Here is a 13,270-nt window from a genome sequence, read left to right as displayed (position 1 = left end):
CAGCAAATCCCGAGCCGATCAGAGCTCACCGACCGAACAGGAGGCCACCCCCGCGGCACTGACCGCCTGAACCATCACATCGAAGAATCACACGACGACGTCGTACACCACGCCCCTGGACTTGACCTGGGCTCGGCATACACGACGCTGCACCTGATCGGAGACGGCGAGAAGCAGGCGGCCGAGATCCTCGGGATTCCCTTCGAGCAGTACACCCAGGGCGGCCTGTGGCCGATCGCCTACACCAAAGGCACCGATTTCAAGCCCGCCAAGCGGCTGCCGGCCGAGCAGTTGACTCACTGGAACACCTGGTAACCCCCGGGTCGCTCCGCTCCTGCCCGCCGGTCTACACGGCGCCGCCGAACCCGACCTGCCGCCACGCCTCGTAGGCCACCACGGCGGCGGCGTTGGACAGATTCAGCGATCGCCGGCCCGGCAACATCGGGATGCGCACCCGTTCGGTGATGTGCGGGTCGGCCAATGTCACGTCGTCCAACCCGGTCGGCTCCGGACCGAACAACATCACGTCGCCCGGCTCATAGGCGATCTCGAAGGACGACCGTGCCGCGTGGGCGGTGAAGGCGAACACCCGCGCGTCGCCAACCGCCGTCCACGCCGCATCGAGGTTGGCGTGCACCGTCACCGATGCCAGGTCGTGATAGTCGAGCCCGGCGCGGCGCAGCTTCGGTTCGGAGAGGTCAAAACCCAACGGTTCGACCAGATGCAGTTCACATCCGGTCGCCGCCACCATGCGGATGGCGTTGCCGGTGTTCGGCGCGATCCGCGGTGAGTAGAACATCACTTTGAACACAACGACCATCCTCTGGTGACGCGGATAATGGCGGAATGGTCGAGACGAGTATCTGGATGCAGAAGGTCGAGGCCGATCCCGGTCATTCGCAGTGGTATATCGAACGTTTCCGGGCGATGGCGAGCGCCGGTGACGACCTTGCCGGCGAAGCTCGCTTCGTCGACGCGATGGCCCCACGCGGTGCCCGCATTCTCGACGCCGGCTGCGGACCGGGGCGGGTCGGTGGGTATCTGGCGTCGGCCGGCCACCAGGTGGTCGGCGTCGACGTCGACCCGGCGCTCATCGCCGCAGCCGAACAGGACCATCCCGGACCGCGCTGGCTCGTCGGGGATCTCGCCGAGCTCGATTTGCCTGCGCGCGGCATCGCCGACCCGTTCGACATCGTCGTCTCCGCCGGCAACGTGATGACGTTTCTCGCCCCGAGTACCCGGATCCGGGTGCTGGCCCGGCTGCGTGCCCACCTCGCGGACGACGGGCGGGCGGTGATCGGTTTCGGTGCGGGCCGCGACTACGAGTTCAGCCAGTTTTTCGACGATGTCGCCGCTGCCGGGTTGACACCCGATCTGCTGTTGTCCGCCTGGGACGTGCGGCCGTTTACCGATGACTCCGACTTTCTCGTGGCGCTTCTTCGGTCAGCGTAGGTATTTCGTGTGAGTTGATCATCTCAGTTGTGCCGCAGCACAATTTGCTCGACACCCCAATGCGTCAAATGCCGTGGTCGGGCTGATATCTCTCTGTTCAGTAACGACTCTGGAGAAGCTGGACGATCGCTGTCATAATCGACGAATTGCCAGGGGTTATGCGCAGCTCCGTTGTGGTGAACACGGGCAGCGATGACCAGGAAGTCCGAATGAATCAAACTCAACAGCCAACAGCCGTGCCGCCGAAGCGGCCATCGCGGTGGTCGCTGCGCAACTGGCCGGTGCGCGGCAAAGTGTTTGCGATCGTGGCAATCCCGCTGGTGCTGGCTCTCGCGTTCGCCGGTGCCGGGATCTGGAACGGGATCAAATCGGCGCGAGATCTGCAGGTCGCCGCCGATCGTGTCGAGATGATCCCGGTCATCGAAAGCTATGTCAGCGCCGTCGAAGGTGTGCTGCTGGCGTACAGCTCCGGCGGGGACACCCAGTCTGCGGCAAACACATTCGACAAGGCCAAGGCCACTCTGCAGAACAAGCTCAACTCCACCGACGTCGCCCCCGACGTTCGTACCGGAGTGACGAACCTGCTGACCGGTGCCCAACAGCTCGTCGGTGCGGTCTCGGCCGACGCGATCGGACTGCGCGAGCGGATCACCACCTACGCGCCGATCCTGTTGACCGCCGAAGACGCCATCAACGGTTCGGTGCGTCTCGACGACGAGAAGCTGCGCGCCCAGACCCAGGGTCTGAGCCGCGCGGTCGGCGCCCGCGGACAAATGATGATGCAGCAGCTGCTCGTCGAGCAGGGCGGCGACCTGGCCGAGCCGGAACTGCGCACATCGATGATCACGCTGGCCGGCACCGAGCCCTCGACGTTGTTCGGGATGAACCAGGTGCTCGGCATCGGCTCGCCGGACGCCAAGACGCTGCAGAGCGAAATGGTCCGGCGGATGGGCATCATGTCCAACCCGGACGTCGCGCTGGTCGGCAACACCGACCTGCGGGATTCGCTGAACGCTACCGACAGAATCGCCGGCGAGGTCATCAAGAGCACCACCGAGCAGGTCACGTCGGCCGTCGAGCAGCAGGCGGCCGACCGCCGCGCCGCAGTCATCCGCGACTGCCTGCTGGTGTCGGCGGCGTTCGTCATCGCGCTGCTGGTGGTGTTCCTGGTGGCGCGCTCCCTGGTCCGGCCGCTGCGTATCCTGCGCGACGGCGCTCTGCGGGTCGCGCACACCGATCTGGAGCAGGGCATCGCCCGGGTGCGGGCCGGCGACGAACGCGAGCCCGAACCGCTGGCGGTCTACACCACCGAGGAGATCGGCCAGGTTGCGCACGCGGTCGACGAGCTGCACGCACAGGCGCTGCTGCTGGCCGGTGACGAGGCGCGGCTGCGGCTGGTGATCAACGAGATGTTCGAGACGATGTCGCGGCGCAATCGGTCGCTGGTCGACCAGCAGCTCGCCCTCATCGACCGGTTGGAGAAGAGCGAAGAGGACCCCGAACGCCTGGACAACCTGTTCCGGCTCGACCACCTGGCCACCCGGATGCGCCGCATCGGCTCCAACCTGCTCGTGCTGGCGGGTGCCCAGGTGTCCCGCGATCACCGGGAATCGCTGCCGCTGGCCAGCGCGGTCAACGCCGCTGTCTCCGAGGTCGAGGAATACAAGCGGGTGGAGATCGGCGAGGTGCCGGACTCGGCGCTGGTCGGCCGGGTCTCCGCCGACGCAGTGCACATGCTGGCCGAACTGATCGACAACGCGCTGCGGTATTCGCCGCCCATCTCCCCGGTGCGGGTCAGCGCGGTGCACACCAGCAACGCCGGGGTGCTCATCGAGGTGCACGACGACGGCATCGGCATGACCGACAGCGATCTGCGGATCGCCAACATGCGGCTGCACTCCGGCGGCGAGGTCAGCCAGGACAACACCCGGCACATGGGATTGTTCGTGGTCGGCCGGCTGGCGCACATGCACGGGATGGCCGTGCGGCTGCGCAACGCAGTCGAGGGCGAGCCGTCGTCAGGCACCACGGCCGAGCTCTACATCCCCCCGAAACTGCTCGAGCACGGCGAGCCGATCGGCGCCGACGCCCGTCGGTACGACGCACCGGTCGAGGCTCTCGGCGAGGACGACGTGTACGCCGAGGAATTCCCGGCGGTGGCCGAGCCGGAGTCGGTCGATCCCAGCGGGCTGCCGCGGCGCTCGCCGGGTTCCAGCGGAATCACCAGTGCGCCACCGCAACCCGAGCCCGAACCGCAGCCGTCGCAGTGGTTCGCTCAGGCCGACGAATCGGCCCCGGTGCGCGAGCATCCGACAGACACCGCGCCGTTCTTCTCCTCCCGTGCCCGCGCCGAGCAGGCGCGCGAGGAGAACATCGATATCAGCGATATGGATGTCGTGGCCGCCGAGCTGGCGGCGCCGGAACCCGAGGACACCGACACCGACTACATCTATCAGAAGATGCTGAACGAGATCATGGTCGACCCGCACACGCTGGTGGTGCCGCAGGACTGGAAGTCGGTGTGGGACAACGGCTGGGAGACCGCCTCCGAAGTCGAGAACGTTCCGGTGCAGGAGCACACCGAACACGGCTTGCCGGTCCGCGACCCCGGTGCCCGGCTGGTGCCCGGCGCGGCGGACCAGGCCCCGGCCCCGGACCTTGCGAAGCGTGATCCCGACGCGGTCCGGGCATCGTTCAGCAGTCACTTCGGCGGCGTGCGGGCCGCGCGTTCCGATATCCAGACCGGGTCGGTAGAGAACGGACGAGATCACCAATGACCTATCCGCCACGGCGAGAGAACAATTCACTGGACTGGTTGGTGTCCAACTTCGCCAGCGACGTCCCCGGCGTCTCGCATGCGGTGCTGGTGTCGGTCGACGGCCTGCTGATCGCGGCCAGTGCGCAGCTGCCACGCGAGCGGGCCGAGCAGCTGGCCGCGGTGACCTCCGGGCTCGCCAGCCTGGCCGCCGGGGCGGCCCAGCTCTTCGAGGCCGGTCAGGTGCTGCAATCGGTGGTGGAGATGGCCGGCGGCTACCTGCTGGTGATGCGGGTGGGTGACGGTTCGCACCTGGCCACGCTGGCCGCGCCCAACTGCGATATCGGCCAGATCGGTTACGAGATGGCGGTTTTGGTGGAGCGGGTGGGCAATGTGGTGTCCTCGTCCCGGCGTAGCCCGCAACCGACGTGACCGGTGACGCGGAGGCGAACCTGGTTCGCCCGTACACGCTCACCGCGGGGCGCACCGACACCACCGTCGAACTTCCGGTCGAAGCGCCGATACTGACGCTGCCGTCGGCGTCGCAGCAGCACTGGCCGTCCGGGGATATGAGAGGGCGGATCTGCACGCTGTGTAGCGACAGCCCATCGGTGGCCGAAATCTCGGCGCGCCTCGATCTTCCGCTCGGCGTCGCGCGCGTCCTGGTCGGTGACCTGGTGACGGCGGGCTATCTTCGGGTGCAGACCACTTTGACCGACAGCTCGACACCTGACGAGCGTCGCGACTTGATAGGAAGGACCCTTCGTGGCCTCCGAGCTCTCTGAGGGGCGGGCATCCGCCTCGACGAAGATCGTCGTCGCGGGTGGGTTCGGCGCCGGCAAGACCACATTCGTGGGGGCGGTGTCGGAGATCATGCCGCTGCGCACCGAGGCGATGGTCACCGATGCCTCCACCGCCGTGGACGTACTGGACGCCACGCCGGACAAGTCAACGACGACGGTGGCGATGGACTTCGGCCGGATCACCCTGGATCAGGATCTGGTGCTCTATCTGTTCGGCACCCCGGGGCAGCGGCGATTCTGGTTCATGTGGGACGACCTGGTGCGCGGGGCGATCGGGGCGATCATCCTGGTCGACGTGCGCCGCCTGCAGGACAGCTTCGCCGCGGTCGACTTCTTCGAGCACCGCAAGATGCCGTTCCTGGTCGCGATCAACGAATTCGACGGCGCACCAAGATATCCCACCGACGAGGTGCGCCGGGCGCTGACGTTACCGGACACGACGCCAGTGCTAACGCTCGATGCCAGGGACCGAAAGTCGGCCACCGATGCGCTGATCGCGATCAGCGAGTACGCGCTGGCGCGGCTTTAGTGCAGCACTGGATCGACCGCGAATTCACCGGTCACGACTTCCGCGACGAAGATCTCTCCGGCCTGCAGACCGAGCGGGTGGTGTTCACCGAGTGCGACTTCGGCGGTGCCAACCTGTCCGAATCTGTGCACCAGGGGTCGGCGTTTCGTAACTGCCGTTTCCTGCGCACCACACTGTGGCACAGCACCTTTCGCAACTGCAGCATGCTCGGCTCGACTTTCGAGAACTGCCGGCTGCGCCCGATCGTGTGCGACGAGGTCGACTTCACCCTCGCCGTCCTCGGCGCCGCGGACCTGCGCGGGGTGGACATGTCAGGGTCCCGGCTGCGGGAAACCAGCCTGGTGCAAGCGGATTTGCGCAAGGCGGTGCTGCGCGGGGCGGACCTGACCGGCGCGCGCACCAACGGGCTGCGGCTCGAGCAGGCGGATCTGCGGGGCGCACGGATCGACCCCACGCTGTGGACGACGGCGGCCTGCCGGGGCGCCCGCATCGACATCGCGCAGGCGCTCGCGTTCGCCGCCGCGCACGGTCTGGACGTCAGCGGTTAGTGACGGCGGGTGCGCCCGCCGGCTCCCAGGTGTGCATGGCGAGGTCTAGTTCGGCTTCGCTGAGTGCGTCCACCGGCAGCCGCGTCTGCTCGGGCCGGCAGCGAAGCCCGTCGATGAGCAGGGCCACGTAACGGCGCCACAGCTCGGTGTTGACCGCACCGGCGAACTCGCTCACGGTTCCGGCGAGCAATCCGAGGATGGGCATGTCCGGAGCGGCGATTTCCGGCCGTAGGTGGCCGTCCGCCTGTGCTCGCTCGACCAGCTTGTTCAGTGCGGGAACCAGGCGTTCTTGGGCGGAGTTGACCCGGTCGCCGGCACAGCTCTTGCTGAAGGCCACCTCCCGCAATCCTCGGTCGGTCGCGGTCAACTGGCACATCTGCTCGACAAACCAGGCGAAGCCCTGCCACGAATCCTGCTGAAGCGCCGCCCGTTCCGCGAGCGCGCTCAGCTCGTTCAAACCCTCCTCGAAGATCGCTTCGAGCAGGGATTCCTTCGTGGCGAACCTCCGATACACGGTGCCGACTCCGACCCGGGCGTGGTGCGCGACGTCGTTGAGGCTGGGCTCGAGGCCTTTCTGCGCAAAAAGGTCGCGGGCCGCGTCGATGATGCGTTGCCGGTTGCGTTGAGCGTCCTTACGTAGCGGGCGCTCCTTGGTCGAATCGGGTCTCACCCGAGCGAGTGTAACGACCGCCACAAGATAAGTGGATTGACTCTATCCGCTTTTTTGGTTAGCTTATCTCTCGGTACTGATCAGTACTCCCGGCCGCTCGAACCGCGGTCGTCCACGCTGAAAGGCCGGCGCCATGACAACTGTTGACGACCCCCCGCTCACGACAACCGATGACGACCAACGTCAATCAACCGCTGTGGTGTCCCCGCGAACTGGGTTGCTCGGCCGGTTGTGGATCCCGGTTCTCGTCGTCGTCGTCGCCGCGGCGGGAGTGGCGGCGGTGAAGAATGCCCGCGAGATTTTCGGTTCGAACCCGGTTGTCGTGACGCCCATCACCTCCGACGGCGCGGAGGACTTCAATCCCAAAGTGGTGACCTACGAAGTGTTCGGTTCCGGCGCCGTCGCGCAGATCAACTATGTGGACCTCGACGGCACGCCCCAGCGGACCGGAAGTGTCTCGCTGCCATGGACATTGACGCTGCAAACGACGAACCCCTCGGCATCGCCGAACATCGTTGCCCAGGGCGACGGAAGCGAAATCGGATGCCGGATCACCGTCGATGACGTGGTCAAAGAGGAAAGGACCGCTGCGGGAATGAACGCCGCAATCTATTGCCTGGTGAAGTCCGCATGACCCTCGGCATCGACGACGCGCCGACCGACGCCATCCCGGCCGCCCGTCACCGGGCCCGGCCGCGACTTCCTCGGCTCATCCGCACGTTCGCCGTGCCGATCCTTCTGGGCTGGATCGCACTGATCGTGGTGCTCAACACCGTGGTGCCCTCACTTGAGGAGGTCGGAAAGCTCCGTGCGGTCTCGATGAGTCCCAACGATGCGCCGTCACTGATCGCCACCAAACGGGTGGGTCAGGTGTTCAAGGAGTACAACACCAGCAGCTCGGTGATGGTAGTCCTCGAAGGTGACCAGCCACTAGGTCCCGAGGCGCATACGTACTACGACAAGATCGTTACCGAACTCCGCGCAGACACCAAACATGTCCAGCATGTTCAGGACTTCTGGGGCGACTCGTTCACCGCGGCCGCCGCCCAGAGCGCGGACAACAAAGCCGCCTACGTCCAGGTGTACATCGGCGGTGACCAGGGTGAGACGCTCGCCAACGAATCGGTGGAGGCTGTTCGCAAGATCATCGCGGACACACCGGCTCCGCCGGGGGTGAAGGGTTATGTCACCGGACCCGCAGCCACCACCACTGATCAGAACATCGTGGGCGACAAGAGCATGCAGACGATCGAACTCGTCACGTTCGGCGTCATCGCCATCATGCTGCTGATCGTCTACCGTTCGGTAATCACCACCCTGATCGTGATGGTGATGATGGGGCTCGGACTGTCCGGCGCCAGGGGAGTGGTGGCGTTCTTGGGCTACCACAACGTTTTCGGGCTGACGACATTCGCGACCAACATGGTCGTCACGCTGGCTATCGCTGCGGCAACGGACTACGCAATCTTCCTGATCGGTAGGTATCAGGAGGCACGCCGGGCGGGTGAAGACCGGGAATCGGCCTACTACACCATGTTTCACGGCACGGCCCACGTGGTGCTGGCGTCAGGGCTCACCATAGCGGGCGCAACCTTCTGTCTACACTTCACTAGGCTGCCCTACTTCCAGACCATGGGTATCCCCTTGGCCTGCGGCATGGTGATCGTGGTCGCCATGTTGCTGACATTGGGGCCGGCCCTGATCTCGCTGGCGAGCCGTTTCGGCCGGGTCTTGGAGCCGAAAGGAAATGGTAGACACAAGCTTTGGCACAAGGTGGGGACTGCCACCGTCCGTTGGCCCGGGGCCATTCTGGTCTGCGCATTGGCGGTATCGCTGGTTGGTCTGCTGACCCTGCCCGGCTACCACACGACCTACAACGACCGAATCTATCTGCCCGACAGCGTTTCTGCCAACGTCGGTTACACCGCGGCGGAGCGGCACTTCTCCCGGGCCAAGATGAACCCCGATCTTCTGATGGTCGAGGCCGACCACGATCTGCGCAATCCGGCCGACTTCCTCGTCATCGACAAGATCGCCAAAGCGCTGGCGCGAGTGCACGGAATAGCACAGGTGCAGACCATCACCCGGCCTGAGGGTAAGCCGATCGAGCACTCCACGATTCCGTACTCGTTGAGCCAGAACGGCACTGGTCAGATCATGAACAACGACTACCAGCAGACCATCATCGCCAACACTCTCAAACAAGCCGACGACATGCAGGTAAGTATCGACTCGATGACCAAGATGCAGGCCATCACCCAGCAGCTGTCCGATGTCACCCGGAGTATGGCCGCCAAGATGGACGTCACCTCCGCCGATATTGCGACTGTGCGTGACCACCTTGCCGACTTCGACGATCAATTCCGGCCGATCCGCAACTATTTCTATTGGGAGCCGCACTGTTTCGACATTCCGATGTGCTGGTCGCTGCGCTCGGTGTTCGACTCGCTCGACGGCATCTCGACGATGTCGGACGATTTCCAAGACATCGTGCCCGATCTTCACCGGATGTCCGACCTGACCGGACAGATGGTCACGATCATGCCGTCGATGATCGCGTCGATGAAGAGCCAGAAGCAGCTGATGCTCAATCAGTATCAAGCGCAGAAGGCCCAGCAGGACCAGAACATGGCCTCGCTCAAGGACAACGCCGCGATGGGCCAGGCCTTCGACGCTGCCAAGAACGACGACTCCTTCTACCTGCCACCGGAAGCCTTCGACAACGACGATTTCAAACGCGGTATCAAGTTGTTCCTCTCACCTGACGGACACGCCGTCCGCTTCACCATCATTCACCAGGGTGATCCGCTGACCGAGGAAGGTACCTCACGAATCGAGCCGCTCAAGATCGCTGCAGCCGACGCGATCAAGGGAACCCCGCTGGAGGGGTCCAGCATCTACCTCGGTGGCAGTGCAGCGATGTACGCCGACATGCAACAAGGGGCCAACTGGGATCTGATCATCGCCGCGATCGCAGCGCTGATCCTGATCTTCGTCATCATGGTGATCCTCACTAGAGCCCTGGCGGCCGCGGCGGTCATCGTGGGCACCGTGGTGCTCAGTCTCGCCGCATCGTTCGGCCTGTCCGTTTTGCTCTGGCAGCACCTCATCGGGCTGCCGTTGCACTGGATGGTGATGCCGATGTCAGTGATCGTCTTGCTGGCCGTCGGCGCGGACTACAACCTGCTTCTGGTGTCGCGCATGAAGGAAGAGATCCACGCCGGCGTGAAGACCGGGATCATCAGAGCGATGGTGGGGACCGGCTCCGTTGTCACCGCCGCCGGTATGGTTTTCGCCTTCACCATGGCCTCGATGGCGGTGAGCAAGATGGTCGTCATCGGACAGGTCGGCACGACCATCGGACTGGGTCTGCTGTTCGACACCTTGGTCGTGCGATCACTGCTGACACCGTCGATCGCCACGTTGCTCGGTCGCTGGTTCTGGTGGCCGCAACATGTCCGGCCTCGCCCTCGCCCGCAGCCGTGGCCGGCGCCCAAGCCTGACCCTGACCGTGAGGAAGTGTCGGCATGACGACGAGCAGACGCCGGCCGGTAATCAGGATCATCACTGCGGCCGCTGTCGTCCCGTTGATGATCGCGGCACCGGCCGCTGCCCACGCCGACCCGGACACCGATTTCGCGAATCAGCTTCACACGGTGGGTGTCTACGGGCCGAGGGACTACAACGCCTGGATCGCCAAGATCGCCTGTGAGCGCCTCGATCGCGGGGTCGACCACAACGCGTCGGACTCCGCCCGGTTCGTTTCGCGACAACTGCCGAAGAACGCCACGACAGCACAAGCCTGGCAGTTCCTGGGCTTGGCCTACCCCGTCTACTGTCCGGACAAGCAGGTCCTGTTACAGCAGGCAGCCGGGGCTAGTGGAGGGTGAGACAAACTATGCGAGAACGACTTCGGGGTCCGATGTGGACAGCTGTGATCGTGGCGGCCATGGTCGCCGGCGTGGTCGCGCTGCCGGGAAAGGCCGCAGCGGACTCCAGCGATGACTACCCGATTCCCAAACGAATCATCCAGACCACCTGCACGGTCGACCAGTACATGGCCGCGGCGCGCGACACCTCGCCGGTGTACTACCAGCGGTACATGATCGACTACAACAACCGTCCCGTCGACGTCGAGGACGCGGCCCGCGATCGCATCTACTGGTTCTTCTCCCTCGATGCAGTCGGCCGCCGACAGTATTCCGAAGACACCGCGACCAACGTCTACTACGAGCAGATGGCCACCCACTGGGGCAACTGGGCGAAGTTGTTCTTCAACAACAAGGGTGTCGTGGCCAAAGCAACCGATGTCTGCATGCAGTATCCGCAGGCCGATGCGACCGTGTGGAACTGGGGACCCAACGAGCGACCGGCAAGCTGAGCGGACGTCCGTCAGGTAGTTCCGGGCCTGGCTTGGGCGACTTCGATTCACCTTGCTTTTATCCGTTTCAATCCCCTCGGGGCGTTGTTAATTTTCCCCCAACCCCGTTATGGGGCAACGCCTAACGGATACGGGACAACGTGACAACCGGCCAGAAACGAATCTTCGACGACGTCACACAGACGGTGGGCGGCACGCCCCTCGTGCGTTTGAACGACCATTTCGCAACCGAAGGCGTCGAGCTGCTCGCAAAGCTCGAGTACTTCAATCCCACCACCAGCGTGAAAGATCGACTCTCGGTCGGCGCGATCGACTTCGCGGAGAAGACCGGAAAGCTGCAACCAGGCGGCACGATCGTCGCCGCGAGCAGCGGAAACCTCGGCATCGGACTGGCCGCGGCCGGTGCCGCCCGCGGTTATCGCGTCGTCATCGTCATCTATGAAGACACCAGCTACGAGCGGAAGGTCTTCATACAGAACCTCGGGGCGGAGCTCGTCCTTACGCCGAAGGAAGACGGCGTGCGCGGCTCGGTGGAGGAGGCCGAGAGAATCGCCGACAGCATCCCCGGCGCATTCTTCGTGCACCAGTTCATCATTCCGATCAACAGAGAGATCCATCGGCAGACGACGGGGCCCGAGATCTGGCGCGACACCGCCGGTGAGGTCGACGCGGTTGTCATCGGAGTCGGCTCGGGCGGGACGATCAGCGGCGTCGGAGCCTTCCTCAAGGAGAGGAATCCGGGTATCAAGATCTTCGCGGTCGAACCCGACAACTCCGCGGTGCTCAGCGGTGAACAGTTCAATCCGCACAAGATCTACGGCCTGGGCCCCAACTTCAAGAGTCCGAATTTCGACGACGATGTCGTCGACGACATTGTCCGTATCACCGAGAACGACGCGGCTGCCACCGCCAGGGAGCTCGCCAGGTATGCCGGGATTCCCGCCGGCCTGAGCGGGGGAGCCGCGGTAGCCGCCGCCAGGCAGGTCGCCGAACGCGCTGACCCGTCCATCCGAACGATCGTCACGCTCGTGCCGGATTCCGCCGATCGCTACATATCGAGTTTCCTGTTCCAGGATGCCTTCGACGAGAACGGAGCGTTCCGTAGCCATGTCGGAGTCTGAACAGCTCGAGGAGCGCGCGGCGCGTCTGCGCCAACCGGGCAAGCAGTTCACGCTGGGGTTCTTCACGCAGGTGCCAAGCCCGGCCGACCGGCCCGCGCGACACACCTATGACGAGCTCATCGAGAGCATCGTCGCCGCTGAGGAGATCGGTTACGACAGCGTCTGGATCGGGCAACATCACTTCAGTCCCGAGGACGGTGGTGTTCCTGCTCCGCTGGTTGTGCTCGCCGCCGCCGCGGCGCGGACCAAGCGGATCCAGCTGGGCACCGCGGTCGTCGCGTTGCCCTTTGAACACCCGATCCGGCTCGCCGAGGATCTCTGCGTACTGGACGAGATATCTGGCGGTCGAGTCCAGGTCGGATTGGGCGGGGCCAGAGGAGATCTACAGGCCTTCAACACGTTCGGAGTCGACTTCTCCGCGCGCCACGAACTGTTCGACCGCAATCTCGAGATCCTTCATCATCTGTTGGAGGGCCACGAGTGCACGGAATTCACCCACGCCCGCGTTGGCGCGTCGGCACCACCTGCGCTGTCCGCTTCCGATTCTGTTGCCGGGCAACAGGCGTCAGCCGACACCGAACCCAAGCGACTGTTCCCTGCCGCTCCGAGTCTGCGGGGCAGGCTGTGGCAGACGGCCAGCAGCGAGGACAGGGCCCGCAAGATCGCGCGCAATGGCAACGGGCTCATGATCGGCGCGTTCCATGACCACGTCATCTTCCATCAGCTTCGGTTCATCGTCGGTTATCTCGAAGAATGGCTGGCACTCTACGGGGACTTCGAGGACGCGCGGGTAGGCGCGCAGCGGTTCACTTTTCACGGCGAGAGTGCTGATGCGATAGCCGATGAACTGGGGCCGCACGTCGCTGCCACCCAACGAACTCTGGGGTCAAGTCCAGGGGCGTGGTGTACGACGTCGTCGTGTGATTCTTCGATGTGATGGTTCAGGCGGTCAGTGCCGCGGGGGTGGCCTCCTGTTCGGTCGGTGAGCTCTGATCGGCTCGGGATTTGCTG

General features: G+C 64.6%; 14 protein-coding genes and 1 pseudogene. 13 read left to right on the top strand and 2 right to left on the bottom strand.

The features are described 5' to 3' along the window. Nucleotides 1–315 (top strand): annotated as a pseudogene (locus HPC46_RS35380) (hypothetical protein); the annotation flags it as partial. A 31-nt stretch (nt 316–346) separates the two neighbouring features. Here HPC46_RS35380 and HPC46_RS32690 read toward each other — a convergent pair. Further along, nucleotides 347–811: a tRNA (cytidine(34)-2'-O)-methyltransferase gene (locus HPC46_RS32690; RefSeq protein WP_179476190.1), complete on the bottom strand. Its 465-nt coding sequence runs from the start codon at nt 809–811 to the stop codon at nt 347–349. Between the two features lie 35 nt (nt 812–846). Between HPC46_RS32690 and HPC46_RS32685 the strand changes: the two genes are divergently transcribed. From HPC46_RS32685 to HPC46_RS32660, 6 genes are all read left to right on the top strand, one after another. Next, entirely contained in the window at nt 847–1,452 is a 606-nt protein-coding gene (locus HPC46_RS32685; RefSeq protein WP_179476189.1) for a class I SAM-dependent methyltransferase, read from the top strand. A gap of 209 nt (nt 1,453–1,661) precedes the next feature. Continuing rightward, the gene (locus tag HPC46_RS32680; protein ID WP_179476188.1) at nt 1,662–4,229 is read left to right on the top strand and encodes a sensor histidine kinase; all 2,568 of its coding nucleotides are present in this window, start codon (nt 1,662–1,664) and stop codon (nt 4,227–4,229) included. Beyond that, entirely contained in the window at nt 4,226–4,639 is a 414-nt protein-coding gene (locus HPC46_RS32675; RefSeq protein WP_179476187.1) for a roadblock/LC7 domain-containing protein, read from the top strand. The genes HPC46_RS32680 and HPC46_RS32675 overlap by 4 nt, the downstream gene beginning before the upstream one ends. After that, the gene (locus tag HPC46_RS32670) at nt 4,636–4,992 is read left to right on the top strand and encodes a DUF742 domain-containing protein (protein WP_179476186.1); all 357 of its coding nucleotides are present in this window, start codon (nt 4,636–4,638) and stop codon (nt 4,990–4,992) included. Before HPC46_RS32675 ends, HPC46_RS32670 begins: the two co-directional genes overlap by 4 nt. Then, nucleotides 4,973–5,539 (top strand): GTP-binding protein, encoded by a 567-nt coding sequence (locus tag HPC46_RS32665; protein ID WP_179476185.1) that lies wholly within the window; start codon nt 4,973–4,975, stop codon nt 5,537–5,539. The genes HPC46_RS32670 and HPC46_RS32665 overlap by 20 nt, the downstream gene beginning before the upstream one ends. After that, nucleotides 5,539–6,087: a pentapeptide repeat-containing protein gene (locus tag HPC46_RS32660; protein ID WP_179476184.1), complete on the top strand. Its 549-nt coding sequence runs from the start codon at nt 5,539–5,541 to the stop codon at nt 6,085–6,087. The genes HPC46_RS32665 and HPC46_RS32660 overlap by 1 nt, the downstream gene beginning before the upstream one ends. On the opposite strand, the gene HPC46_RS32655 is transcribed toward HPC46_RS32660, so the two are convergent. Next, nucleotides 6,077–6,781: a TetR/AcrR family transcriptional regulator gene (locus HPC46_RS32655; protein ID WP_407665604.1), complete on the bottom strand. Its 705-nt coding sequence runs from the start codon at nt 6,779–6,781 to the stop codon at nt 6,077–6,079. The genes HPC46_RS32660 and HPC46_RS32655 overlap by 11 nt on opposite strands. 109 nt (nt 6,782–6,890) lie before the next feature. On the opposite strand from HPC46_RS32655, the gene HPC46_RS32650 reads away from it, so the two are divergent. From HPC46_RS32650 to HPC46_RS32625, 6 genes are all read left to right on the top strand, one after another. After that, nucleotides 6,891–7,391 carry an MmpS family transport accessory protein gene (locus HPC46_RS32650; RefSeq protein WP_179476182.1) on the top strand — a complete coding sequence of 167 codons (501 nt, stop codon included), beginning with the start codon at nt 6,891–6,893 and terminating at the stop codon, nt 7,389–7,391. Beyond that, a complete protein-coding gene (locus tag HPC46_RS32645; RefSeq protein ID WP_179476181.1) occupies nt 7,388–10,288 on the top strand; it encodes an MMPL/RND family transporter in 2,901 nt (966 codons plus the stop codon). Before HPC46_RS32650 ends, HPC46_RS32645 begins: the two co-directional genes overlap by 4 nt. Then, nucleotides 10,285–10,647 (top strand): DUF732 domain-containing protein, encoded by a 363-nt coding sequence (locus tag HPC46_RS32640; protein WP_179476180.1) that lies wholly within the window; start codon nt 10,285–10,287, stop codon nt 10,645–10,647. The genes HPC46_RS32645 and HPC46_RS32640 overlap by 4 nt, the downstream gene beginning before the upstream one ends. 32 nt (nt 10,648–10,679) lie before the next feature. Continuing rightward, the gene (locus tag HPC46_RS32635) at nt 10,680–11,138 is read left to right on the top strand and encodes a DUF5078 domain-containing protein (RefSeq protein WP_233717003.1); all 459 of its coding nucleotides are present in this window, start codon (nt 10,680–10,682) and stop codon (nt 11,136–11,138) included. Nucleotides 11,139–11,278: 140 nt separating this feature from the next. Further along, entirely contained in the window at nt 11,279–12,259 is a 981-nt protein-coding gene (locus HPC46_RS32630) for a PLP-dependent cysteine synthase family protein (RefSeq protein WP_179476178.1), read from the top strand. Further along, a complete protein-coding gene (locus HPC46_RS32625; protein WP_179476177.1) occupies nt 12,246–13,196 on the top strand; it encodes an LLM class flavin-dependent oxidoreductase in 951 nt (316 codons plus the stop codon). The genes HPC46_RS32630 and HPC46_RS32625 overlap by 14 nt, the downstream gene beginning before the upstream one ends. Nucleotides 13,197–13,270 lie beyond the last annotated feature (74 nt).

This window comes from Mycolicibacterium vinylchloridicum (assembly GCF_013404075.1).
Taxonomy (GTDB): Bacteria; Actinomycetota; Actinomycetes; order Mycobacteriales; family Mycobacteriaceae; genus Mycobacterium; species Mycobacterium vinylchloridicum.
Note: the sequence above shows the minus strand (reverse complement) of the source record. Positions and strands in the feature narration are given on the sequence as shown.

What these genes read in the sequence shown, in the direction of transcription:
- HPC46_RS32685 (WP_179476189.1), top strand. Translation starts at nt 847, where the DNA reads ATGGTCGAGACGAGTATCTGGATGCAGAAGGTCGAGGCCGATCCCGGT.
- HPC46_RS32640 (WP_179476180.1), top strand. Translation starts at nt 10,285, where the DNA reads ATGACGACGAGCAGACGCCGGCCGGTAATCAGGATCATCACTGCGGCC.
- HPC46_RS32675 (WP_179476187.1), top strand. Translation starts at nt 4,226, where the DNA reads ATGACCTATCCGCCACGGCGAGAGAACAATTCACTGGACTGGTTGGTG.
- HPC46_RS32680 (WP_179476188.1), top strand. Translation starts at nt 1,662, where the DNA reads ATGAATCAAACTCAACAGCCAACAGCCGTGCCGCCGAAGCGGCCATCG.
- HPC46_RS32645 (WP_179476181.1), top strand. Translation starts at nt 7,388, where the DNA reads ATGACCCTCGGCATCGACGACGCGCCGACCGACGCCATCCCGGCCGCC.
- HPC46_RS32635 (WP_233717003.1), top strand. Translation starts at nt 10,680, where the DNA reads ATGTGGACAGCTGTGATCGTGGCGGCCATGGTCGCCGGCGTGGTCGCG.
- HPC46_RS32650 (WP_179476182.1), top strand. Translation starts at nt 6,891, where the DNA reads ATGACAACTGTTGACGACCCCCCGCTCACGACAACCGATGACGACCAA.
- HPC46_RS32625 (WP_179476177.1), top strand. Translation starts at nt 12,246, where the DNA reads ATGTCGGAGTCTGAACAGCTCGAGGAGCGCGCGGCGCGTCTGCGCCAA.